Source organism: Paracoccus lutimaris (assembly GCF_003337565.1).
Classification (GTDB): domain Bacteria; phylum Pseudomonadota; class Alphaproteobacteria; order Rhodobacterales; family Rhodobacteraceae; genus Paracoccus; species Paracoccus lutimaris.
Window position 1 is genome coordinate 1 of record NZ_QPJL01000018.1, and the last position, 23,061, is coordinate 23,061.

The 23,061-nt window shown below is 66.7% G+C and carries 16 protein-coding genes and 3 pseudogenes; 8 read left to right on the forward strand and 11 right to left on the reverse strand.

The features are described from left to right. The coding region (locus DFP89_RS20360; RefSeq protein ID WP_181870352.1) for a hypothetical protein at positions 1 to 463 on the forward strand (463 nt) is incomplete at its 5' end. An 82-nt stretch (positions 464 to 545) separates the two neighbouring features. Here DFP89_RS20360 and DFP89_RS14560 read toward each other — a convergent pair. The 4 genes and pseudogenes from DFP89_RS14560 to DFP89_RS14575 form a co-directional block, all read right to left on the reverse strand. Further along, the gene (locus DFP89_RS14560; RefSeq protein ID WP_114350126.1) at positions 546 to 2,129 is read right to left on the reverse strand and encodes a Mob protein; all 1,584 of its coding nucleotides are present in this window, start codon (positions 2,127 to 2,129) and stop codon (positions 546 to 548) included. Between the two features lie 301 nt (positions 2,130 to 2,430). Next, the gene (locus tag DFP89_RS20550; RefSeq protein WP_114350127.1) at positions 2,431 to 3,231 is read right to left on the reverse strand and encodes a tyrosine-type recombinase/integrase; all 801 of its coding nucleotides are present in this window, start codon (positions 3,229 to 3,231) and stop codon (positions 2,431 to 2,433) included. Next, the gene (locus tag DFP89_RS21190; RefSeq protein WP_220269843.1) at positions 3,207 to 3,614 is read right to left on the reverse strand and encodes a transposase; all 408 of its coding nucleotides are present in this window, start codon (positions 3,612 to 3,614) and stop codon (positions 3,207 to 3,209) included. Before DFP89_RS21190 ends, DFP89_RS20550 begins: the two co-directional genes overlap by 25 nt. 325 nt (positions 3,615 to 3,939) lie before the next feature. After that, a pseudogene (locus DFP89_RS14575) lies at positions 3,940 to 4,443 on the reverse strand (transposase); the annotation flags it as partial. A gap of 88 nt (positions 4,444 to 4,531) precedes the next feature. Between DFP89_RS14575 and DFP89_RS14580 the strand changes: the two are divergent. The 3 genes and pseudogenes from DFP89_RS14580 to DFP89_RS14590 all read left to right on the forward strand — a co-directional run. After that, positions 4,532 to 4,756, forward strand: a pseudogene (locus DFP89_RS14580) (transposase); the annotation flags it as partial. A gap of 112 nt (positions 4,757 to 4,868) precedes the next feature. Further along, positions 4,869 to 5,903: an IS110 family RNA-guided transposase gene (locus tag DFP89_RS14585; RefSeq protein ID WP_114350129.1), complete on the forward strand. Its 1,035-nt coding sequence runs from the start codon at positions 4,869 to 4,871 to the stop codon at positions 5,901 to 5,903. Positions 5,904 to 6,430: 527 nt separating this feature from the next. Further along, positions 6,431 to 7,303: a helix-turn-helix domain-containing protein gene (locus DFP89_RS14590; RefSeq protein WP_114350130.1), complete on the forward strand. Its 873-nt coding sequence runs from the start codon at positions 6,431 to 6,433 to the stop codon at positions 7,301 to 7,303. A 30-nt stretch (positions 7,304 to 7,333) separates the two neighbouring features. Here DFP89_RS14590 and DFP89_RS20370 read toward each other — a convergent pair whose 3' ends face one another. From DFP89_RS20370 to DFP89_RS14610, 4 genes are all read right to left on the reverse strand, one after another. Continuing rightward, positions 7,334 to 9,172: an LPD7 domain-containing protein gene (locus tag DFP89_RS20370; RefSeq protein WP_181870353.1), complete on the reverse strand. Its 1,839-nt coding sequence runs from the start codon at positions 9,170 to 9,172 to the stop codon at positions 7,334 to 7,336. Then, the gene (locus tag DFP89_RS20375; RefSeq protein WP_181870354.1) at positions 9,172 to 9,552 is read right to left on the reverse strand and encodes a plasmid mobilization protein; all 381 of its coding nucleotides are present in this window, start codon (positions 9,550 to 9,552) and stop codon (positions 9,172 to 9,174) included. Before DFP89_RS20375 ends, DFP89_RS20370 begins: the two co-directional genes overlap by 1 nt. A gap of 284 nt (positions 9,553 to 9,836) precedes the next feature. Further along, positions 9,837 to 10,106 carry a hypothetical protein gene (locus tag DFP89_RS14605; RefSeq protein ID WP_080621558.1) on the reverse strand — a complete coding sequence of 90 codons (270 nt, stop codon included), beginning with the start codon at positions 10,104 to 10,106 and terminating at the stop codon, positions 9,837 to 9,839. Positions 10,107 to 10,176: 70 nt separating this feature from the next. Then, positions 10,177 to 10,620, reverse strand: coding sequence for a SphA family protein (locus DFP89_RS14610; protein ID WP_114350134.1), 444 nt, complete (start codon positions 10,618 to 10,620; stop codon positions 10,177 to 10,179). A gap of 512 nt (positions 10,621 to 11,132) precedes the next feature. Here DFP89_RS14610 and DFP89_RS20560 point away from each other — a divergent pair. From DFP89_RS20560 to DFP89_RS14630, 4 genes and pseudogenes are all read left to right on the forward strand, one after another. Further along, positions 11,133 to 11,276 (forward strand): annotated as a pseudogene (locus DFP89_RS20560) (type IV secretion system protein); the annotation flags it as partial. A gap of 189 nt (positions 11,277 to 11,465) precedes the next feature. Next, complete coding sequence (locus DFP89_RS14620) at positions 11,466 to 13,460, forward strand: AAA family ATPase (RefSeq protein WP_220269844.1); 1,995 nt, start codon at positions 11,466 to 11,468, stop codon at positions 13,458 to 13,460. Positions 13,461 to 13,491: 31 nt separating this feature from the next. Beyond that, complete coding sequence (locus tag DFP89_RS14625) at positions 13,492 to 14,493, forward strand: helix-turn-helix transcriptional regulator (protein ID WP_181870356.1); 1,002 nt, start codon at positions 13,492 to 13,494, stop codon at positions 14,491 to 14,493. Between the two features lie 9 nt (positions 14,494 to 14,502). Then, entirely contained in the window at positions 14,503 to 14,700 is a 198-nt protein-coding gene (locus tag DFP89_RS14630; protein ID WP_114350138.1) for a hypothetical protein, read from the forward strand. Positions 14,701 to 14,705: 5 nt separating this feature from the next. Here DFP89_RS14630 and DFP89_RS14635 read toward each other — a convergent pair whose 3' ends face one another. From DFP89_RS14635 to DFP89_RS14645, 3 genes are read right to left on the reverse strand one after another with little or no spacing between them, the layout of a single operon-like run. Beyond that, positions 14,706 to 17,852: a UvrD-helicase domain-containing protein gene (locus DFP89_RS14635; RefSeq protein WP_114350139.1), complete on the reverse strand. Its 3,147-nt coding sequence runs from the start codon at positions 17,850 to 17,852 to the stop codon at positions 14,706 to 14,708. Then, positions 17,849 to 20,506 (reverse strand): PD-(D/E)XK nuclease family protein, encoded by a 2,658-nt coding sequence (locus tag DFP89_RS14640; protein WP_114350140.1) that lies wholly within the window; start codon positions 20,504 to 20,506, stop codon positions 17,849 to 17,851. The genes DFP89_RS14635 and DFP89_RS14640 overlap by 4 nt, the downstream gene beginning before the upstream one ends. Then, positions 20,503 to 23,061, reverse strand: coding sequence for a helicase-related protein (locus tag DFP89_RS14645; RefSeq protein WP_220269845.1), 2,559 nt, complete (start codon positions 23,059 to 23,061; stop codon positions 20,503 to 20,505). The genes DFP89_RS14640 and DFP89_RS14645 overlap by 4 nt, the downstream gene beginning before the upstream one ends.

Consider the following 23,061-nt stretch of genomic DNA (forward strand, 5'->3'; position numbering starts at 1 on the left):
TTACGGCAGCGGCAGCGGTGCGGTCGACACCCGTGGCCTTGGCCCGGGCCTTGCCTGCTATACCCCCGAGGCGCTGGACCGCTGCGCCGTGCTGATCTTCGAGCCCAAGGACGGTGGCCATGTCCTGGCCGGCGCTTACGGCGTCATCGAACAACCCGCCGCCACCAGCGCGGAAGCCGCCGTCACGACATTCCTCGGCGATGCCGCAACCGCCTTCGACGGCCTCACCACCATCGCCGATTACGACCGCGAGGACATCCGCCAGGCCCGCAAAGCCCCGATCATTGGCGGTCGCGGCGTCCCGACCTTCGCCGCAGGCGCAGGCCAGCCCCTGACCGCCAACCCGCCCTATGACCCCCTGAAAAACACCACCGGCATCGAGCCCATCCGCCGGGAAATCGCGCTTTACGCCGTCGAAGGTGCCGAAGGCAGGACGCCCGTGGTGTATGTCATGGGAGAGTGAGGGGGCTTACTCACCACAGAATCAAAGACGCAGACACTCAACTGTCGGGCAGAACTGCGCTGCACAGCGAGCCGATCATGCCCTAGAGTCCCGGTGACTGGCTATCGTTATCGGCCCCGCGTCCAAAGCGCATTGCGTCAATGCCCTGTTGGACGCGGTTGATCACGTTGATGAACCGTCCCACGAGTTTCTGTATCGGGCTGCGCTGCTCAGGGGCGATGTTGCGCATACCGTGCAAGAATGCGGGCATGCGCTGGAAATTCAGCTTTCCGCCGTCGACCGTGGTCTCGCCGGATTCGACGGCGGTGAGCACCTCATCCATGGCTTCGACGGCGTCGTCGAACTCTTTACGCTGGTTCTTGAGGGCAATCGCCGTCTGGACCAGTTCATGTTCCTTTTTCTTCAAGGCAGCAGCTTGGCCCGCAAGCTGCTGCTCTTTCTCGTGCTGCGCTGCCGCTATCTCAGACCTTTCCCGTTCCACATCCTGCCGTGCCACCTTTACCTTTTTCCGGATCATATCTTCTCTGCGGGCGAGTTCCGTCTGATCGGCGATCAGACGCTCCTCTCGCGCCTGCAGGGATTCTTGCCTGATCTTCTGCTGGTGGTGGATCTGCGACAACTCGGCCTGTTGTCTTTCCAGGCCTTTACGTTGCTCCAACAACTGCTCCTTTGTCCGCTCGGACTCGGCAAGGGTCTCGGCGATGTGCTTTGCCTGGGCCTTATCGGCGGCATAGGCCTTGGTCGATTTTCGCGCGAGGTGTGGCCCGACGCGCAGCAGGCTGCAATACTTTCCGACGGCTTCGTAATAGCGATCCTGAAAGGCTTTCATCTCGTCGTTGAACGCGCGCTGGACGCCGGATTTTCCCCGCAGCTGGCGAGCAGCTTTGATGTGCTCGGTGTTTGCGGTTTCCCATTGCGAGATGCGGTCGGTATTTTCAGCGTCGATCGGCAGGCAGGACTCTTCCCATGCGACAACGGCTTCTGCATGGCGCGCATCGCGCTTGGCCTGGGTCTGGCGGTTTTTGCTGGGGCGTTCTTTTCTCGGTTTCAAGGGACGCGGGATCAGTTCCGGTTTTGGCAGCGGGGCGATGACATCGCTGTCGTTGCAATCGCGCCAGCGGGCGGCTGCGCATTTGCCGACATGAAGTTTGTTGGCGTCCAGCTTTGGATCGGGCGTGTTGATGGCGAGAATGTGGATATGCACATGGCTTTCGTCCAGATGCAGGACAACCGTCCAGTCGATGCCGTCTGGCATACGGGCCGTGAAATCCCTGACGATACGTGCGGCCCAATCGGCAATCTGATATTTGTTGTCCGGATCAGCCCTCATTTCCTGCGGCGTCATCGGATGCGAATGGATCTCGGTATAGAGGGTGGCTGCATCGGCACGCAGTCTGCGCGTATAGGTCTTTCCGTTCGCGCTTGTCACGGTTTCGCGGATCCCGGCGAGAAGGGCGGCGCGTTTTTCCCGCAGATCGGCCAGGGAGATCGAGCCAGCATACATCAGCTGTATTGCTTCTTGCGGGTTCTCGACATGCTGTGAAAAGTGCCCCTCCCGCGCGGCTTCACCCAGAACCTGTTCGGCGCTGTTGAACTGGTCCGGGGCGCCTTTGACGGCTTTGGGTTGCTCTGCGTAGGTCTCGATATGGACGAACTGAAAGGCCATGATTGGGGTCCCTGGTTTGGATCATGGCCATCCAGCTATCGCGCATCCGCGAAAAAACCTAAGGCCCTAACGGCCTCGAATTACGGAAATATGTCGGCGCCATTCCGGCGGGTGCCGAATGCGGGCGGCAGATCGCTGCAAATGGCGGTCCGTCAGGTGCTGCGAACGGCGGGATCAGAGGGCCGCATCGCAGCAGGAAGAAGAGGATCGCACGCGGAAGTTTGGAGGGGTAATTCAGCGCCTTCGGCCTACCCATAGTGACAGACTATAGGTAGCTAAAGCTACCTCGGTGGTCTGCCCCTTACGCCGGGGAGGCGCTCCGTCGCCCAAGGGGCAACTGCGCGGACGGGCAAGGCCCATCCTTGCGGGTCTTGCGGGCCACGGCCCGCACAGCTTCAACGGCCCGAACATCTGCCGCGAGATCACGCACGGGCAGCGGGGGCAGTTGACGAAGGGCTGCCAGCTTGGCGGCCAGCGGGGTCGTCTCGCTATAGCGCTCGGCGGTGATCGAGTCGCCCGCATGGCCCAGAATGTCCTTGCGCACCTGTTCGCGCAAGCCCTCGATCCGGCCCAGCTGCGTCGCGACATAGTGCCGGAAGCTGTGCAGCACCTTGCCCTCGGGATTGCCCGAGATCTGGCGCTGGATCAGCAGCCGGAAGCGGTAGTCCAGCGGGTCGCCGAACTTGGTGCCGGACTTTGGCCGCTGATCGGGGAACAGATCGCCACGCGGTCCCTTCAGCGCGAGGCGGGCGTGCTCCATCAGCCCGAGCGCGACCAGTTGCGGATGCAGCGGCAGGGTGCGCTCCGACACCAGGTTCTTCAGACCCCGGTTCGGGTTCGGCCGGAAATGAATCACCGGGATGCCGTCGATGACCTCGAGATCCCCGGCCTTCAGGCCCGCAATCTCGGCCCGGCGCGCGCCGGTCAAGGCCGCAATCATCGGCACCCAGAACAGCCCGTCGCGGATCAGGTTCGGGCCCGGCTCCTGCCAATGGCGTTTGCTTTTCCAGCGGTTTCGATCGCGGGCAGATGCCCGAGGCTGGCGATTTGATAGCCCGTATTCGGCCAGCACTTCCTTCAGTTCGGTGCCGTCCGTGGGCATCTTGCGCCCCTTCTCGATGCCGTCAAAGCCGATCTGGCGGCAATCGGACAGGCAATCGGCCAGCGTGATATGCGCGCCGATGCTTTGGTCGTCGTCATTGGACCAGGCGATGGGGTTGGTGCCGCTTTCTTCAGGATGTCACGCTCCGCACGAAGACGCGCGACCTCTTTCTTCAGGGCTGCAATCTCGGCCAGATCGGCCCGCATCTGCCCATTGCCGAGAAACGCTGCAGCAGGAGCCGTCGTCAGCTCGCGCATCCAGCGGCGCAACACGCTCTCCGCCAGATCAAGATCACGGGCCGCTTGCGCCACCGCGACGGCCCGCTCGGTCACCAGCCTGACAGCCTCGATCTTGAACTCACGCGTAAACTTCCGTCTCGTCATTTGCGGTCTCCAGCTCCTTGGAAACGATCTTATCTTCGTGTCCTCGAAACAGGCAGCAGACCAGTGAAAGTGCCTCTCGCTAGCGAACCGCCGCCCTGCGCCCCCCCGCATACGTTCAGGGCCGGGGAGGAACCAGAGGAGGGGGCGGTCGTCAATGACCGGCGTGCGCGCCAGCGGCAGTGCCGTAATCAAATCGGTGCATGAAGTTCTGGAAGATGGCGTCTGTCTTTTGTGACAGCGCATCGTCGTCATACTTGGAAGCCGGCAGTCCCGTCCGGTCATCGTAAAGCAGATCGTAGATCTCTTGGCGAAGCCCGTCACGGGTATCCTCCTCGGCCAGGTCGCGGGTGGACCACGCGTCCCAATCGACCTTCACCTTGCGCCAGGCGCGGCTCACCACATCCTTGCTCACCGCCCCCTCGAACAGTCCGAAGAGCGCCCGCTTGACGCGCCGGGTATTGGTGCCGGCCAGGTAGACCGCCGCGATCAGGGCCTCGGCCTTCTTTGTCAGCCGCCTGTAGCGGGGCAGTGCCTTCGAGCGCCATTCGGTGATCTTGCCGGCCTCGTTCTCGATCCGGGCACGAGGAACCCGCACCGTCTCAGTGCCGAATGTGCCGGTCAGCTGCCGATCGCGATGCCCGTGGCGGTAGCCCTTGGCCCGCTCGTTGCCGCGGCCGTAACGAAGCCGTCCAAGAAAGTCGGCCAGTTCCTCTTCGAACATGGCCTCAATGGTGGCACGGACATTTGCCCGAAGGCGATCCTCGATCGGATCATACGCCCCTGCGTCGGGCAGTAGCGAAAAGGATGAGCTGTCGGAATTCTGCTTCATGGCGTGATCTCCCTGGCGGTTGCCGCCGCCGGTTGGGTGGGTGTCAGTTCACCCGGAGATTACGCCGCCGTCCAATTTCCACCACTTCCGAGACACGACCAAAGACAGGGGGATAAAGGTCTGCATCCCCGGTCGAAAGTCCCGCAGGAAGGCCGTCAAATACGACAAGCGGCGCTACAAACGGCGCAACCGCATCGAGATCATGTTCGGCCGTCTGAAGGATTGGCGGCGCGTCGCCACCCGATACGACCGCTGCCCGGAAACCTTCTTCTCCGCGATCATGCTCGCCGCAACCGTCTTGTTCTGGCTGTGAAATTCAATGAGATGCCGTAACGGGGCCTGCGCCACGATCTGCCCGTTACCGTTGCCAAACCCAGGGCAAGCTGGCGCCATTCCCGTATCGGACTCATCGGGAGGACTTCGGGATGAAGCTGTTTGTCGGACTGGACGTATCGCTGGAGAAGACCGCGATTTGCGTGATCAGCGAGCATGGGAAGATCGTGAGGGAGGCGCAGGCGGCAAGCGAACCGGAAGCGCTGACGCGGTGGATAAAGGAGTTGGACGAGACCATCGCCGCCGTCGGCCTTGAGGCTGGCCCCCTGTCGCAATGGCTGTATCGCGGGCTGACCGAGGCGGGTCTCGACGTCGTGCTGATGGAAACCCGGCAGGTGAAAGGCGCTCTGAAGGCCATGCCGATCAAGACCGATCGGCGGGATGCTGAGGGGATAGCACGCCTCCTGCACCTCGGCTGGTTCCGGCCGGTCCACTGTAAATCCGTTTCGGCACAGGAGGTTCGTGCTGTGCTGGGCGCCCGCAAGGCGGTTCAGCAGGGCATGATCGCCTTGGAGATGTCGCTGCGAGGGCTCCTGCGAAACTTCGGCCTGAAGGTCGGTGCGATCTCCCGCGGCCGGTTCGAGGCCCGTATCCGGGAACTCGCGACGGGCAATCCCATGCTCGTGGCCGCCACTGAGCCTTTGCTTCGGGCGCGTGCCGCCTTGCGACAGGAACTGGCCGGCCTAGAAAGGCGGGTCCGTCAACTCGCGCAAGACGACCCTGTCTGTCATCGGTTGATGTCAATGCCAGGGATCGGCGCGGTCGTGGCACTGACATTCCGCTCGGCGGTGGATGACCCCGCCCGGTTCACTTCCTCGAAGAAGGTCGGGCCATGGGTCGGCCTGACACCCTCGCGCAATCAGTCCGGTGAGCGGGACGTGTCGGGCGGGATCACCAAGGCGGGCGACGTGAACCTGCGCCGGGCCTTGTGCCAGGCAGCGACCGTTATGATGCACCGCGGGCGGGCGACTTGGCTGAGGGCATGGGCGGCACAGGTTGCTCGTCGTCGGGGCCGGAGGCGTGCGATGGTTGCGCTGGCGCGGCGGATCGGCGTGATCCTGCATCGGATGTGGCGTGATGGCACCGTATTCTGGATTGAGCCATCGGTCACCTCCCATGCGGCGTAAACCTCTGAAGCTTTATCTGTTGCCTGCCTGACCGCAGGCCTTCGAGGTCCCCCAGGGACGCGGTTCCGACGATGTCGTGGTCTAGACTGTTGCCGGCCGACAAGCTCGAGCACGCCAATGAGATGGGCACGTCGGAATTGCATCGAACCAGCATCATGTTGGCAGCCACGCGCTGACCACGGACCGAAGCATGCACCCGGGGTGATCACAACCAAAGGCCGCATCCGCAGAATGGCGACGAAAGTCATCTTGCTATCGCCGCCCTTAGGCGTCCGGGACCGTCTGTCGAAAACTCCTTGACCCAGACAGCCCCGTTACCGAAGTCTGGACCCTAGGCATTGTATCGATCCCTATGGAGGCCAACGAACGGCGGCCACCACAGGTTTCTGCGGCAACTATGCCGCACTGCCGCGAGTCCGCTCCCCGCCCTTCTCGACATTTCTTGTCTGGTGCCCCTACTCGATCTATCGCAGATGATGTCAAGTATCCTTTCTTTTTTATCCTAAGGAATAGCAACGATCCTTGACATGAAACTTCTCCGCGCGACGCGCCGTGCCCGCAGCCTGACGCAGGCCGATGTCGCCTCCATGGCGCAGATCAGCCTTCCGACGCTGCGGGCGCTCGAGCGGGGAGAAGGGGGTGTCCACGCCCTTGTCGCGGTGATGGCGGTGCTGGGCTTGCGCTGGGGCTGGGCGCCCGATCGCACGCAAGCGGCGGCGATGCTTGCCGCGCGGCGGCGCGCTAAGGGCCTGAGCCAGGCGGAGCTTGCCGTCCGCATCGGGGTCAGCCGGCCGACGGTCATCGCGCTCGAGCGGGATCTGGGCGCGACCGTCGCGACCGTTGTGAAAGCGGCGAAGCTGCTTGGGATGGGGTCGGTGGTGCGCGGTCCCGCCTTCCGTCGGGGCGGGCTGGTGCCGGCCACGAACGCGCCAGCGCAGGATCTGGTCATGACGCCGCCGGAGCTTGCGGCGGCGGTCATCGGGCATTTCGCCGACCGGATGACGGGCAGCGTTCTTGATCCGGCGCGGGGGCAGGGGGCGTTCCACGATGGCTTCCCGGCCCATCTCGATCGGCACTGGTGCGAGATCGGCGAGGGCCGGGACTTCTTCGACTGGCAGCAGCCGGTGGATTGGGTGATGACCAACCCGCCCTGGTCGCGGCTGCGGGAGTTCACCCGCCATGCGATGCGCATCGCGCCAAACATCGTCTGGCTTGCGCCGCTGACGAACCTGACCACCAAGGCACGGCTGCGCGATCTCGACAAGGCGGGGTTCGGCATCGCCGAGCTGGTGCGGATCGATACGCCGCAGGGCTGGCCGCAGAGCGGGTTCCAACTGGTCGCGGCACATCTGCGCCGGGGTCACGCCGGCAGTTGGACGGTGTCGCGGCAGGGGGCATAGCCGGACAGCACGCCAGAACGCCCCCGGCGCTCATGGCCCTGACATGCTGGCCTCCAGGTCATCCGGGTCGGGATGATCCTCGGCCTCGACATCGCGGAAGAGGCCAGACAGGCCTTCATCGGCATCGGCATCGGCATCGGCATCGGCATCGGCATCGGCATCGGCATCGGCATCGGCATCGGCATCGGCATCGGCATCGGCATCGGCATCGTGTCTGCCGGATAACATGGCCAACGTCCTCAACAGGAGCGTGTCGTGGTCCATGGGTTCCTCGAACCACGGGGTTGCCGGATTGCCCTTTCTGCCGGGTACGGCATCGCGAGCATCCGGAGTTTGTGCGCATTCCGGAGCTTCAGGTGAACAGGCGCTCCCCTCCGGAATCTCCGCTAGATCCCGCGCCGCGCGCAGCTGCGCGAGTTCATCCTGCACGATCTTGTCCATCCCTGCATCCCGGCCGGCAATCTCGAGACCCTCCGCGAAGGCCACGCGTGTCACCTCGCGCAGGAAGGCCGCGTCGCCCCGTGCCGAGATGCCGGACCACCGCTTCAGCCGCGCCTGGGCGATGATCAGGCGAATGGTGTCGTGACTGCGGCTGCGGGCCTTCAGCCGATCCTCAAGATCCTCGATCGAGGATCCGTCCTGCAGCCACATCCGGCCCGTGCGATAATCGACGAAGCGCAGCTTGGCGATCAGGTCCTCGGGCAGGCGGGTCTCGTCGAAACTCGGACGCCGGGCCTTGGCGCGGATGCCAGTCGGACTGTCCGGCGCGGGCGGCGCCCAGGCGCAGGTCAGGCCTTCGATGTCATCTGGCGCTTCGGGCTCGGGCTCCGGAGCCTGCTCCGGCCAGCCAAGCCGGTCGCGATGATGCGCGGCGCGGAGTGCCCGCAGCCGCGCGAGCGCATCGGCCGCGCCGCGCATGTCGCGCCGCTCGGGCGCCAACCCGCCGGCAGTCCAGCCGCAGTCGTCCAGCCAGGCCGGCGAGGTGAAGCGCTGGTCGAAGAGATCGCCGCGCAGCCGGATCGCCCTGGCGTATCGGGCGGGGGCGTCCGGCGGTTCGCTGCGGTCGCGGGACAGCAGGCATTCGACCGAGATGTAATCACGGCCTTTGCGCTTGATGCGGTGGCCTTGTCCCTCCAGCCAGGTCAGCACATCGTCGCGGCTGGCGATGCCGCCCAGATCGATCTCGGTGCCGATCTCGATGGCCAGCTCCTGGCGGATGTCGAATGTCGGGTTGCCCTCGATATCACGCGCCGGGGTGCTGATCACCGAGCCGGGCAGCTTCAGGTCGCGGTGGCGTTCGGGGGCCTGCGGATCGGCCCAGCCATGGCGGTGGTTCCAGCTGTCGCGGAAGGCCTCCCACATGGCAATGCCGATCTTTTCCGGCGGCTTGGGGTTGATCGCCCTGAGCCGGCCCCGGCTGTCCATCACCGCGCGGGCAAACAGGAAGTTCAGCTCCAGCCGCCGCTTGTCGGTATGCGCGACCCAGAGCACCTCGGGGCGACGGTCCTCGGGGATGCCGGCAAAGGCCAGGTCCTCGAAATCGCGCATCAGCGCCTCGGTCATGCCGCGCAGGGCCGGATCGCCCTGGGTCCAGGCCGCGATGTCGATGTCGCCCGTGTCGAAGGCGATCACACCCGAGGCATAACGGTGCTGGAAGGGCAGGGCGGCGCAGGTCTGGCTGACCAGCCAGGCCTCTCTCGACAGAGGGATCGGAAGGGTAGCGCGCGGCGTCGGGACCTTGGGGCCGCCGGCGGCCCGGGGCTTCAGCACCACCTTGCCGAGCAGATAGGCGATGGCGCGGCGGGCATCGGGGTCGGCCTCCTGGCCCTTGCCGGCGGCGCCGGTGTGCTTGAGGAACTTGATCAGCATCAGCGCGCCTCCAGCCGGGCTGGTGCGGCGAAGATCCGGCGCAGGTCAGCGCGGAACTCCGCCACCGCAGCGGCCAGGCGGGCGGCATCGGCATCGCCGCGCCGGCTGTTGGCATGGCGGGCGAGCTGGTTGAGATTGTTGCCGATGCGGGCCAGCTGCGCGTTGGTCTCCTGGGCAGCCGCCTGGTCCGCGCCCGAGACAAGAGGCGCCCCCTCGATCAGCGCGCGGATCAGCGCGCCCTTGGACAGGCCTGCGGCCTTTGCCCTTTGGGTCAGAATGGCGCGGGTCGCAGGCGGCAGGCGCACGCCGAACTTCGGGCTGGTGCCCTGGCCCTTGGGGGCATTCCTGCGCCTGGTAGCGTTGGCATCGGTTTGGGTCATGGAAGGTCTCCTTCCGCCCCGAGCATCGCCAATCGCCTGTAAATACCAAGACATAGTTGCTGTGCGAGATCGGCCAAATCGGCAGCGCAGCCAGCGCCGGGACCCCCGGATCAGCCTTTCCGTGCCGTGGCGCGGACCAGAGGGTTCGAAGGGAGAGCATCTCCCTCGCAAGGGTTCGGAGGGCCGCAAACATCGTTTGTGGGCACACCGAGGAGCCTTGCTAAGGGGAGAGGGTGAGTCGTGAATCAGAGCCAGGAAACTTGAAGCGCCAGATTCCGCGGGAATCACTTTCGATGGGCAGGGCGGGGCGCCGGTTGCGGCCAGCCGGACTTTTCCGTTGGTGACGCAACTGTCGTCGCTGGCCATGTTGTTCCATTTGCCTTGCCGCCCGCCTTGAGCATGGCCTGGAACATCAGGTCGAAGTTGACGGCCGGCATGCCCCAGATGACGGCCTCGGCGGCGCGGCGGTGGATCACCTCGGATTGCAGGTCCGCAGGCGAACCATCCTGGGCCTGCGCCGTGCCGATACAAAGAAACCCGAAGAGGGCGAACAATGCAGCTCTCATCTTCCTTTTCCCTTGAGTGCTTTCGTCGAGCCTTGCTGATCCATCGCGTGCTCTGCGCTCAGAACGAACCCGAAACCGACAGATAGACGGCATTGCCTTTGGGGCGGTTCTTGACCCCGAACTCGGGCGCCCAGCTCAGCGCGATATTGATGGGCCGTTCCTTGGGCCCGGCCTCGTAGGTGATGATGGGGCCGATGGCATAGGACCGGCCCTTGAAGCCGTCGAGACGATCGGCAAGGCCGCCTTCGTCGTCCTCGAGCTGATAAAGGACAGACCCGAAAATGCCTGCGGAGAAGCGCTCATTGAAGTGCTTGAACACCAAGGCGTCTAAATGGGTCATCGTGCCGCTGTGGTAATCGGTGTCTGGGTTCTCGGTGTTGAAGTCGATCCCGGCATTGACCGAGAAATCCAGGCCCCGGGCAGGATCGAAATAGGTGTAGGACACGTTGGGCGAGAAGGTCCAGTAGTTCATCCCGGTGTTGTCGACGGTGCCGACCTGCAAGGTTCATGCTTCGCGACCTACTACCGGGAGTTCCTCCTTTTCAAGCGCGATCCTCTGGCGGGTCGAATGTATCGCGCCCTACTTGAAGAGGATCCGTTCGAGATATCGACGTGGCTGCATCAGAGACAACATGTTTCAGCGGTTAATATCGCTGCCGAGCTGGATGGCGTAGATGCGTCGGACGTACTTGATTTGGATGAATTCTTCGACGCGGAGATAGCCAGAAAAATATCAGCCGCTATGTGGAAGAGGGCAAGCTGATTCAAGCTCACTTTGATGAGAAGGGGAAACTCAAGGCAAAAACGCAATCAGTGGCGGTTCGCCTGGATCTTCCGTCCATCTTCGGGTGGCAAGAAGAGGTGCTAAGCTCGGCACCGGTCCTGAAGATGATCTTCGCCATAGACTATCCCGAAAGAGTAACCGCTGCCAAGTCGCGGCTTGCAGCGAGAAAGATGCGCGAACAGCGGGCGGTTGACGAACGGGCGCGACGGAGCTTCAGGAGGCAGTAGGCCACCTGGATGCCGGGCTTCGTGCTGATACCGTTCGGCCTATTCGGCAAGACCGCCTTCATGGCCGAGCGCGTGCTGGGCAACGTCATCTCGTCGGGGATCAAAGTTCTCGTGCTAGGGGCTGTCCTACCGCGAGGCCCCCGCTTGGTCACCAGCATGGCGGGCCCTGTTTTGAACTCGCGTCTGAACTTCCGGCCACTATCTGCAATTTCCAGTGACCGTGTCTTCGTGCCCACAAAACCGGCGGAATCTTATTCCCCATCCCTGCACCCCACCAGACCCGTCCTGATCCGACGCATAGCCACCTTATACATTGCCTCATTGCAAGAGGTGACCATGCACGAGATCAACTATCCCGACCTGTTCTGGCCCGCGCTCGACCGGCTGATCGCCGGCACTGCGGCCACGTCCCGCATGGCGCGTGAAGTGTCGCGTTTTCTGAACCGTGAGGATGACATCGCCTGGCCTTTCGAGACCGAAAAGTCCGAGCCGCCGACAGCCGCCGCATGGCGCAAGTTGTGCCGCAAGGCCCGGGTCATGGCCCGGCGCAAGTCTGACGCACCTGCGCCCTTCGTTGCCCGGCTGCGCGCTTTTGCCCGCCGCGCCGGGCTGGACGAAACCGAGACCAGCCTGCTGGAGCTTGGCGTCCGGCTGGCACAATCCAGCCAGTCGCAGGGCTTGGCCGAACTGATGGTGGATGAGCTGGAATGGCCGCGCGATAGGGCGCTGGCGCTGATGGGCGGGTTGGAGCGGCAGGCGATCCGCGCTGCGCTGGGTCCACGATCGCGCCTGTTCCGCTCCGGGCTTCTGGACCTTGAGCCGGATTTCCTGGGCGGGAATCGCCGGCTTGGTTTCGAGATCAGCAACCTGCTCCGCCGCGTCGTCAGCGCCGAAGGCGACATGGTCGACCTGCTGGTGCCGACCGGCCGCGCGCCCGATACCTGTTGGTCCGATTTCGACCACATCGCGTCCGCGCGCGACTTTGCCCGCGACATCCTGCGCGGGGCGCTGGCCGGGCGGGCCAAGGGGGTGAACATCCTGCTCTATGGCCCGCCCGGCACCGGCAAGACCCAGCTTTGCCACCTGCTTGCCGCTGAGCTGGGGGCCGCGCTGCGTATGGTCCTGACCGAGGACGAGGATGGTGACGAACCCTCGCGCCGCGAGCGCCTGAACCACTTGCGGCTGGCGCAGACCCTGTTCCGCGACGCCGGCGACACGCTGATCCTGTTCGACGAGATCGAGGATCTGATGCCCGCCTACAATCCGTTCTCGCGCAGCGAGGGCTCGAAGGTGCATCAGAACGTCCTGTTCGAGGAAAATCCGGTGCCGATCCTGTGGACGACCAATGACATCAGCGGCATCCCGGCCTCGATCCGGCGGCGCATCGGCTATTCCATCGAGATGCGACCGCCTGCCGCCCCGGTCCGTAGCCGGGTGATGGCGCGATTGGCGGCGGGGCAGGGGCTCGACCTGCCGGCCGGGCAGTTGGACCGGCTGGCGCGGCAGAACCCGGTCGCCCCGGCGGTGCTGGCCACAGCGCTGCGCAGCGCCGCGCTGGCCGGGGGCGGCATGCCTGCGCTTGAACAGGCGCTCAGTACCTCGCGCCGGCTGGTCGAAGGGCGGCCGCCGCGGCCGCAGGCCGTCGGCGGCGATTTCGACGCGGCGCTGAGCGCGGCCGATGTCGACCTCGCGGCGCTGACCCGGCGGCTGCGCGGCAGCGACCGGCGGGTGTCGCTGTGCCTCTCGGGCCTGCCGGGAACCGGGAAATCGGCCTTTGCGCGGCATCTCGCGGCCGAGATGGGGCTGGAGATGATCGAGAAGCGGGCCTCGGATCTGCTGTCGATGTGGGTCGGCGGCTCCGAGCAGAACATCGCCGCCGCCTTTGCCGAGGCGCGCGACACCCGCAGCTTCCTGATCTTCGACGAGGCGGATTCGCTGCTGGGCGACCGGACGGGGGCGCGGCATTCCTGGGAAATCAGCCAGGTCAATGAGATGCTGACCTGGATGGAGAGCCACCCGCTGCCCGTTGCCTGCACCACCAACCTGGTCGAGCGGCTGGATCCGGCCAGCCTGCGCCGTTTCAGCCTGAAGATCCAGTTCGGCCCGCTGGACGCGGCGCAGGCGCGGCGGGCTTTCGGGCAGTTCTTCGCGCTTGATGCGCCGGCCGGGCTTGACCATCTGCAAGGGCTGGTGCCGGGCGATTTCGCCTGCGTGGCCGGCCGGCGGGACTGGCTGGAGGATCCCTCGCCCGAGGGTCTGTTGCGCGAGTTGCGCCGCGAACTGGCCGCGCGGGGCGAGCCGATGCGGCAGATCGGCTTTGTCACGCATTGACAATGGCTTGCCGCGGGCGAAACCTGCGGGCATGACTGATGCCCGCTACGCCCAATACGAAAGCCTGCTGCGCCTTTTGATCATGCTGGAAGGGCGCAGCGACGGTATCGGCATCGCCGATATCGAGCAGGTCGCGGGCATCCAGCGCCGCGCGGCCGAACGGATGCGCGACGTTCTGCTGCGCGCGCTGCCGCAGCTGGAAGAGGTCCGCGAAGGCGCCTCGAAACGCTGGCGGCTCGAGGCACCGGTGCTGAACCGCAGTCTGGCCCCGACGCTGGAGGATCTGGCGGCGCTGAACCGGGCGGTCGCGGTGTTGCGAGCCAGCGGCGATGCCGGGACAGCCGATTGCCTCTCGACGCTGTCCGACCGGCTGCGTGCGGCGCTGGAACGTAGGGCGCGGCCAAGCTTCGAGATCGACCTCGAGGCGCTCTTGGAAGCGGATGGTGTCGTCCACCGCCCCGGACCGCGCGAGGCTCTGGACGCCGAGGTCGTCGGTCGGTTGCGCGAGGCGATCCTGTGCGGCTGCTGGGTCGAGCTGGACCTGCAAACCGCCGATTCCGGCAGGATGTCCTGGCGCAACCGGGTCGGCCCGATCGCCTTCCTGCTGGGCGAAGGGCGGCAATATCTGGTCGGCTTCAGCGACTATCGCCAGCAGGTGCAACTGTTCCGGCTCGCGCGGCTGCGCGGGGTGCGCGTGCTTTCGGAGGCCTACGAACGGCCCGAGGGGTTCGATCTGTCGCGCTGGCTGGCGCGCTCTTTCGGCACCTGGCGCGACGAGCCGCATCAGATCGAATGGCGCTTTGCCTCGCATGTCGCGGCCGAGGTGCGGCAGTTCCGCTTTCATCCCGATCAGCGGCTGACGGACGAGGCTGACGGCAGTGTGACGGTGCGTTTCACTGCCTGCGGGCTGGACGAGATGTGCTGGCACCTGTTCCGCTGGGGCGATACGGTGCGGGTGGTTGCCCCCAAGGCGCTGCGCGAGCGTTACGAGGACATGCTGGCTGCGGCCGGGGCCGCGCTGGACGACAGCTAGGGAGCGATCATGGACAGAAGCTTTGTCGAACTGAGCGATGCGCAATGGGAGCAGATTCGTGCCCATATCGCCCGTGTTGCTGGCAGCCAGCGCGATGCGGGCGAGGGGCCGGTCAACGACATCTCGCTGAGTTTCATGTGGATGCCCGCCGGCCGCATCGTCGAATTGAATGTCGGCGGTGCAACCCTCGAGATCGAGGCAATCTGATGCGGTCAGGCCGCTGAGGCAAGGGTGATCGTGCCCGTCTCGACCCATAGAATCGCGACCTGGTCCGCGTGGCTTGCCTCAGCATAAGCGGCAAGCTGTGGCCAATAGAGCGCAAAGCGGGCATTTGGGTCTGGAGCAGGGCCGCTCTTGTAATCCACGATCATTCGAGCCGCCGGACCTACGGCCAGCAGGTCGACGGTGCCATTCATGCCGGCGCCTGCATCATCACGCAGATGCAGCGGCAATTCGGTGTGCAGCCGATCGAAGCCCAGGCCGTGCAGCCAGTCGCGCAGCGCCTCGGCCTGGGCGGTCACGGCGGCGACCTCGTCCGGCGTCAGCCCAGTGGCGGCAGCGACGGCATCCTGATTGCCCGGCGCGACCAGAGCGGCGCGCATCGCTAGATGCAGCGCCGTGCCGCGATCCGCTGCGCTGGCGAAACCGCTGCCAACCGCCACACGCGGCAGGCCGGTGACGTGGCGCAAGGGAGCATGAGGCGCGGCGGCCGTGATCAGCGCCGAGGGCAACTGCCGCCATGCCCGCCCTGTCATGACCGGCGCTGCGGCTGGCGTGCCCCAACGCCACCAGCCCGGCCAGTCGCCAAGAGTGATTGCTCCAAACCCGTCGAGCGCCGTGTCGGGGCATAGGACCACATGTGCGGGCAGTGTTTCGTCGCCCAGGGTCAGCGAGGTGGCGGTCATCGCCATCCCGGCATCGCGCTGGACTAGCGCGGCGTAGGTGGCCGGGGGCTCGGAGCCGTCCAGCTTGGCAAAGACATATTCCGGCCAGGCCAGCGTCAGCCGGTCGCGGGCGCGGGTGGTAGCGACATAGATCAGCCGGTGCGCGTCCTTTTCGAAGCTGTCGCGGTCGGCCTCGATCATCGCCTTCTGCTTTTCTGGCACCGGAGTCTCGGGCAGTAGGTGCAGCCCGGCGCGGGTCAGCACCTCGGCCAGGTCGTCGAAATCGGGAAAGGCCGCGCGCATGGTGCCGGGCCGGTTGCGGATGTCGCCGTCCAGCCCGGTGACGATGGTCCAGTTCCACTCTCGCCCTTTCGAAGCGTGCCAGGTGACGATCTCGACCCCTTCAGCCCCGGGCCCGGGATCGGGATGGCGGTCGAAGTCGCGGCTGCCGGATTCCTGCGTCAGCCAGCCGCGGAACACCGGCGCCGTTTCGCCATGAAACCCTGCCGCAACCTTCATGTCGCGATGCGCGTCGAGAAACGCAGAGACCTCGGATTCAAGCCGCAACAGGTCGGCGCGGGACTGGGCGGGCTCCGGTTGGCCCTCGGCCCAATCGCGCAGGGCGGCGGTCTGGATCACCCGATCTATGACCAGATCCAGCGGCGCGGCGCGCGCCAGATCGCGCAAAGCCGCCAGGGCCGCCAGCAGCGGATGCCGCGCCAGTTCGCCGGCCAGCAGCAGCCTCAGCGCCTGTTCCAGCGGCTGCGCCGGCGGGCCCAGCGTCAGCAGCGCCAGCCCGGAATGCAGATCGCCCGGATCGAAGGCGAAACAAGTCGCATTCAGCGCCGCCTGCACCACCGCCGATTGCAGCCAGCCACCCTCGGCGATCCGCACCGGCACACCCAGCTGCCGCAGGGCTGTCGCGTGGCGCGCCGCCTGCGCATGCGAGCGGCAGAGCACCGCCACATCGGCCGGCCGCATCGCCCGCACCTGCCCGGAGTGACGGTCGACGATCTGCGCCCCCTCGGCCAGCACGTCGCGGATATGGGTTGCGACATGCTGCCAGGGCTTGGCCTTGCCGCCGCGCGCCTTCGGACCGCTTTGCAGGCGCAGAACCTCGACAGCCGGGGTCTGGCCGGTTTCGCTGCGTTGCGGGGTCAAGGCGGTATAGCCCGGCCCGAAAGCCTTGCGGCCAAGCGCGTTGACGAAACCCATGATGCGGGGGTCGCTGCGCCAGTTGCGGTCCAGCGCCTCGACCCGGTCCGGGTGCTGATCGACCAGCGCCTCGGTCAGCCGGGGGTCGGCGCCCTGGAAGCCCATGATAGACTGCTTGATGTCGCCGACCAGCGCGACCCGGGGCGCGCGCTGTGCCAGCCGCCAAAGCAGTGCGAATTGCACCGGATTGGTGTCCTGGAACTCGTCCACGATCACGCAGTCGATTTCGGCCAGCACGGCATCCAGCACCTCGGGGCGGGTGCGCAGCAAGCGTTCGGCATCGACGATCATGTCGGCAAAGTCGATCACCCCCGCCGCGCGCTTGGCCGCCGCGAATTCGGCCATGATCTCCTGTGCTCCCCGGATCAGGGCCGAGGCATGGTCGCAGATATCGGCCAGCGGGCCAGGATGGCGCAGCAGGCCCTCGGCGGCATCCATCACCACCTGGGCGGCGCTGTCATAGCCTGCGGGCGTCGCGGCACCGCGTTTGGATTGCCGCAATCCGCGCAGCTGCTGCCACAACGGCCAGTCCCATGCCAGCGCATCCGAGTTCAGCGCACGGCGCAGGTTCCGCAGGTCGCGGGCGAAGTCCTTGGTAGCCGAGGCGTTGAAATCCAGATCGGTGCAGCCCGAGGGGAAGGCGCGCAGCATCGCCTGCACCGCGTCGCGCAGCTTGGTCCCAAGCGGGGCGCCGTCGCGGTCCACCTTGCCGTAAAGGCTGCGGGTCGCACGGGCCAGCTCATCGGCAAAGCCTGGGGACGTGCCCCGGTCGCCCAGGCTGCGCAGCAGGTCGATCACGCCGAACAGCCGGGCGCGGAACGCATCCTCGGCCGAGGTCTTGCTGTTGAAGTCGAAACGGTAGCCAAAGCGCGGCAGGTCGCCACGGACCTGATCCAGCACCCGGCAGCGCGCGATGCATTGCCGGATCATCACGTCGCGCTCCGGGTCCGACAGGTGGCGCGGACTGACCGAGCTGCCGGCGGCAAAGGCGTGTTGGCCCAGCAGCCGCAGCCCCAGCCCGTGGATGGTCGAGACATAGGCGCGCTCGACCGCCATGGCGGCCTCGACCTTGCCGGCGGCCATCAGGGTGAAGCGGATGCGGTCGCGCAATTCGCCGGCCGCCGCCTCGGTGAAGGTCACAGCCAGGATGCGTTCGGGACGCACCAGCCCCCGTTCGACCCAGTCGGCAAGGTCGTTCTTGATGCGATAGGTCTTGCCCGAGCCGGCGCCGGCAGGAAGGATCTCCAGGCTCTGGTTCATTCCTCGTCCTCGTCAACGGGGTCGCCGATTCCGATGGTGAAGGCCGCGATCAGCGGGCTCGCATCCAGCGCATAGGGGGTGAATTTGCAGGTCTTGCTGAAGAAATCGGCGTCCTCGTCGCCGTTCAGCCGAATGCGCCCGGCCCCCACGTCGGCCAGCCGCTCCTTGAGCATCTCCAGCGCGTTGACCGAGATGTCGGCGGTGATCGGGGTCACGCCCTCGGCTGCGATCTCGATGCCGTGGCACAGGATGCCGGAATCGTTGAGCAGGTGATAGGCGACGCCGATACGGCCGTTCGCGCCGGCAAAGGGGCCGGGCGGCGCGTCCGGAGGCCGCGGTGCGGGATTGCGCAGCATGGCGCGATAAAGCTCGGTCTGCAAATCCCAGCCGGCTTGCATGCGGTCCTGCCGCTGGCCGGTGCGGGATTTCTTGTGATCGACGATCAGCAGGTCGCCGCCCGGCAGACGCAGCACGCTGTCGGCGAAGCCGCGCAGCGCGATGCCGTGCCATTCGCCGCGCAGGCCGACCTCGTTGGCGACGACCTCGGCCTGCATGGCGCGCAGCGCGGCGGCCCAGTTGCAGGCGGCAAGGATCGCTTCGCGCGTCAGGCTGTCCCGCTCGACCGCCCAAAGCGCGCCTTGGGCAAAGGGCGCCTTGCGACGGATGGCCTCGGCGATGATGGCGGGAGTGCGCTCGGCGATCTCGCTGTCGGATGGCATGGGCTCGCCGGGACGGAACAGGTGTTCCAGCACATCATGGGCCAGCGTGCCGGCGGTCATGATGTCCCATTCCTGTGGCAGCCACTCCACCGGCCCGGCGCCGGCCTGCTCCAGAAGCCAGGCCAGCGGGCTGACCAGCAGCGTTTCCAGCCGGCTGGGCGATTGCGGTGCGGCAGTCCCGTCCTCGGTTTGGCGCAGCATCAGCAGGTCGCTGCCCAACTGCACCATCCCCTCGGCCGGCAGGGTGGGCAGGAGCGTTGCCGGTGCCGCCGCCTCGGTGGCGCAGAGGTGATGAACGGCGGGGTCGTGGCGCAGGTAGCGGATCAGGCTCTCGGGCTCGGTGACCGGCTGGCCGGGGGCGGCGGGATCGGCGATGCAGCGCGCGATCAGCGCCAGCGCCGGGCCGGGCATCAGTGCCGACCCGTCCAGCCCCTGCCGCGGGCAGAACAGCACCAGCCGCTGCGAGGGCAAGGCGATCTGGCGCCGGAACAGCGCGAGATCGCGCGCCAGCCGCTCCGAGCGTCCCTCCAGCCGCAAGCCGGTAGCCCGGGCGATAACCTCGCGTTCCGAATCCATGAACATCGCGGAATTGGCGGGTGGGCGCGGATAGCGGCCGTCGCTGACGCCCAGCACCATCAGGATACGGGCGGGGCGCCAGGGCGGCTCGCCCTCGCGGATGACACTGACGCCCTCGATGATCCGCAGGGGCGCGGGCGGTTCGGGCGGGCGCGGAGCGGCCAGCGCAGTCAGCAGCGCCCAGTCGGGCGCCGTGGCGCTGCGGAGGAAAGGACGCAGCAGGTTCAGCCGCGTTTGCAGGCCCTGGCGCAGCTCGCTGTCCGGCAGCAGCGCGGCAAAGCGGTCGAGCCGACGGCGCAATTCCTCGCCATCGGTGGGGCGTGGACGGGCGATCAGCCCGGTGATCTCGGTCAGCGGCCCCTCGGCGGCAGCGGCCCAGCGGGGTTGCGCGCGCCCGTCCAGCGCCTCGCGGGCCAGCGCCGTGCCGGTTTCGGCCGGCCAAGGCATGCCGGGCAGCGCATAGAGGCTGGCCATGGCCATCGCCGGCGCCGGGGTTTGCAGCGCCGAGAGCAGATGCGTCAGCGCCTCGCCCGCCAGATCCCGTTCCGGCGCGGGTTGCGGCAGGCCCGACAGCGGCACGCCGGTGCGGGAAAAGGCGCGGGCGAGATGGCGGTGATAAGCGGAATCCTCGGGGAGCAGCAAAGCGATGTCCTGCGGGCGTGTGCCTTGGAAGATCAGCTTCTGCACTATGGCGGCGCAGGCTTCGGTCTCTTCGACAAGGTCGCGCAGACCCCAGACGGTCAGGCTGTCGTCCTGCAGCACGGGCGGCGCGGCGCTTAGCAGGTGGCGCTGGACCTGGGCCAATGTGCAGCCCGGCGGCGCGCCATCCGTCAGCGGGGCCTGTTCGGCTTGCCACGCCTGCAAGGCTGCAGCCGGGGCCAGCCCGAAACGCGCGACCAACGCTGCCCGCAATGCTCGGATAGCGGCCGGGGCATCGTCGGGCAGCGGCAGGTCCAGCAGCGGCAGCGACTCCAGCGGAATGCCCTCGCCGGCGATGGCGCGGCGGATGGTATCCAGACCTTCGGGCAGGGCACCGTCCAGCGCGCGCCAGAGGTCGAGAAGCGCCGCAAGATGCCGCGCGGCGCGGCTGTCGGGCATCTGCGACGGGTCGATGCCATCCGGCCGCATCTCGGGCGCGGCCAGGATCAGGCCGGTCAGTTCGGCACATATGTTGGCCGCCGTCTCGGCCGGAGCCAGCGCAAAGCTCTCGGCCCAAGGCGCGTCGGTCTGCGCGGCAAGCGCCGGCAGCAGTTCGAAGGGGCAGGGGCGCGGCAGCAGCAGCGCCTCACGCAGGAGGCCCGGGGTCAGCGCCCGGATCGCGCCGGTGACGGGATGCGCAGTCAGCAGCTGCGCGATCATGCGCCGGTCTTTCCTTCAAGGCCGGGTGGCGCGAAATTCGGTGTCGCGCGCTGGATGCGGTCGATCAGCGCCTGCTTGTCGGGCGAGGGCGCCGGGCCACCGGCCACATGCGGCAGCACGTCGCCGTGCAGCTGCGCGCGCAATTCCAGCCAGCGCGCTTTCAGCACCTGCCAGTTGTGATCGTCATAAGTGCCGCTGACCACGACCGGGTGGATGCGGATGCGCGGCGGGTCATCGGCACACCCGCCTTGCTGCCAGAGGCGCAGATCCCTGAGCCAGCGGCTGTTCTTGCGGTCGACGCGGCCGATCTGCTGCTCGACGATGCCGGGGTTCCATTCGGCATGCAGCAGGACGACGGTGCGGCAGGCCTCGTGCAGGTTCAGCCCCTCACGACCGACGCGGGATTGCGCCAGCAGAACCATCGGCCAGCTTGCCGGACGGTTGAAGGCGGCCTGCAGCAGCCGGCGCGTCTGCGGCGCGGTGCTGCCCGACATCATGCGGGCGAAATTGCCCTCGCGCCCCGAGTAATCCGCAAGATGCGCGGTCAGACGGTGCAGCGTTTCGGCGCTTTCGTCCTCATCTTCGCCGGCAAGCTCCGACAGCAGGGCGCGGAACATCGCCAGCATCTCGGTGCCGGTCCATGGCGTGACCGGATTGGGCCTGCGGGTGTCCAGGGCTTCCAGCAGAGCCGCGATGTCGCCGTGCAGTTCGCCCTCGCCGTGTTGCAGGAAGCGCACCAGCAGGGCGGCAGTGGCGTCGTCCTGCGCCAAAGCCTCGATCTCGCGGTGCAGGCGGGCCAGTTCGGTGCTGCGGGCGCTGGACCATTCACGGTAACGCTCGGCCAGCATCAGGTTGACTTCGTCGATGCCACCCTCGGGTGCCATAAGGTCGGGGTCGCGCGAGGCGGCGCGCACGGCCGGGATGCTCTCCTTTCGGACCGCGCTGGCCGGCCAGTGCTGCCCGTCACGCAGCCTGCGCAGCATCTCACGGGCATCCAGAAGCCGGGTCAGCGTTTCCATCGGCTTGACGAACCGGCCGAAGACCAGCACCTTTTCGCCCTTGGCCGCGTAATCCTCGATCAACCGCGCGGCGGCGAGGATGGCGGGATGGCTGTAGAGATCGGCCGGCTCGCGGGTGAAGGCATCAAGCCAGACTGAATGCGGACCCTGCGCCTCGACAGCATCCGCGGGGGTTTCGGCCTCGTCATCCGTGGTCATGCCGAAGCCATAGCCCTGGGCGACCGACAGCCGCGCCCGCTTGATGTGCGGATCGTCCTGCGGCAACAGCGACAGCGCCTCGGCCGCGCAGAAGCGGCGCAGCCAGTCGCGGGTAAAGCCCCGGCTGTCCGGGGTCACCGCCAGGTCCCGGACGTTGCGGTAATCGCCGTGGCAGTCCTGGAAGGCGCGGAATTCCGGATCGTGCCGCTTGTCCCGGCGCAGGACATAGGGGCGCAAACCGTCGCGAAAGCGCGCGGCTGAGGCCTCAAAGCCCGAGGTCAGCGGGTCGTTCAGCTCTTCGATCTGCAAGCGCTGCGCCGTGCCGACATAGCCGTTGATCCAGTCCAGCAATTCGCCAAGCGCCGCCACGTCCTCGCCATCGTCCCGGCCGCTGATCCGGCCCAGCGTGTCGATCCATTGCTGCGAGTCGAGCTCGACCGGCGTGGCGGTCATGCCCAGACGGAACGGGTCCGGCCCTTCCCAGCTGACCGGGCCAAGAATGCGCGAGAGGCTGGAATCGGTGCCGCGCGCCTTATGTGCCTCATCCACCACGACAAGGTCGAATTGGCCAAGGCCATAGCCGATCAGCGGCAGGATCTTTTGCCGATACTCGTCTGACGGCAGCCATTTCTGATCCCCCGCCAGATCGTGCGGCAGGTCGTGTTGCAGGATGGTCGTGGCGATACTGCGGGCGGCGCGGCGACTGGCATAGACATGCCCGACCTCGCCCTGCTGGAAGCTGTCCCGCATGAAATTCCGCCGCCGTCCGGCGACGAGGCGCGCCACATTCGGCAGGAGCTCGCGGCGCCAGCCTCCGGCTGGTCCCTCGGCTCGGCTCGGAAAGCGCATCGTGGCAAAGCTGTGCGAGATCATCAGGATCGGTTCTGCCGCCCAGCCCTGCACCGGCAACTCGCGCTGCTGGCGGCGATCTAGAAGCCACTCGCGATGGCTGCGCTTGCGCCTGTCGCTGCCCTCGGCGTCGTTCTCCTCGACGAAACCGTTGATGAACCCTTCATAGCTGCGCAGCGGCAGCAGGGTCCGGTCGTCGGGATCGAAGCGGCGCAGCTCGGCCTGCCACTGTGCGCCCAGCCCGGCGGGCAGGACGATGGCGCTGCGGCCGCCGGCGCGGCGCACGGCTTCGATCAGCGCGACGGCGATGCGGGTCTTGCCCATGCCGACCTCGTCCGCCAGCAGCGCGGCGCGCTGACCCGAGCGGATGCGGCGGGCCAGTTCGACAAGCGTCGCGCGCTGTCCTTCGTCGAGCAGTCCTTCGCCGAGCGGATCCGACGCTGCGCGGGCATGGCTTTCCAGCGTCGCGGCGACTTTTGACCAATCCAT

Excerpts from the sequence above, each read along its gene's own strand:
- DFP89_RS14560 (WP_114350126.1), bottom strand. The coding sequence starts at position 2,129 with ATGGCCTTTCAGTTCGTCCATATCGAGACCTACGCAGAGCAACCCAAA.
- DFP89_RS20550 (WP_114350127.1), bottom strand. The coding sequence starts at position 3,231 with ATGCCCACGGACGGCACCGAACTGAAGGAAGTGCTGGCCGAATACGGG.
- DFP89_RS21190 (WP_220269843.1), bottom strand. The coding sequence starts at position 3,614 with ATGACGAGACGGAAGTTTACGCGTGAGTTCAAGATCGAGGCTGTCAGG.
- DFP89_RS14585 (WP_114350129.1), top strand. The coding sequence starts at position 4,869 with ATGAAGCTGTTTGTCGGACTGGACGTATCGCTGGAGAAGACCGCGATT.
- DFP89_RS14590 (WP_114350130.1), top strand. The coding sequence starts at position 6,431 with ATGAAACTTCTCCGCGCGACGCGCCGTGCCCGCAGCCTGACGCAGGCC.
- DFP89_RS20370 (WP_181870353.1), bottom strand. The coding sequence starts at position 9,172 with ATGCTGATCAAGTTCCTCAAGCACACCGGCGCCGCCGGCAAGGGCCAG.
- DFP89_RS20375 (WP_181870354.1), bottom strand. The coding sequence starts at position 9,552 with ATGACCCAAACCGATGCCAACGCTACCAGGCGCAGGAATGCCCCCAAG.
- DFP89_RS14620 (WP_220269844.1), top strand. The coding sequence starts at position 11,466 with ATGCACGAGATCAACTATCCCGACCTGTTCTGGCCCGCGCTCGACCGG.
- DFP89_RS14625 (WP_181870356.1), top strand. The coding sequence starts at position 13,492 with ATGACTGATGCCCGCTACGCCCAATACGAAAGCCTGCTGCGCCTTTTG.
- DFP89_RS14630 (WP_114350138.1), top strand. The coding sequence starts at position 14,503 with ATGGACAGAAGCTTTGTCGAACTGAGCGATGCGCAATGGGAGCAGATT.
- DFP89_RS14635 (WP_114350139.1), bottom strand. The coding sequence starts at position 17,852 with ATGAACCAGAGCCTGGAGATCCTTCCTGCCGGCGCCGGCTCGGGCAAG.
- DFP89_RS14640 (WP_114350140.1), bottom strand. The coding sequence starts at position 20,506 with ATGATCGCGCAGCTGCTGACTGCGCATCCCGTCACCGGCGCGATCCGG.
- DFP89_RS14645 (WP_220269845.1), bottom strand. The coding sequence starts at position 23,061 with ATGGATTGGTCAAAAGTCGCCGCGACGCTGGAAAGCCATGCCCGCGCA.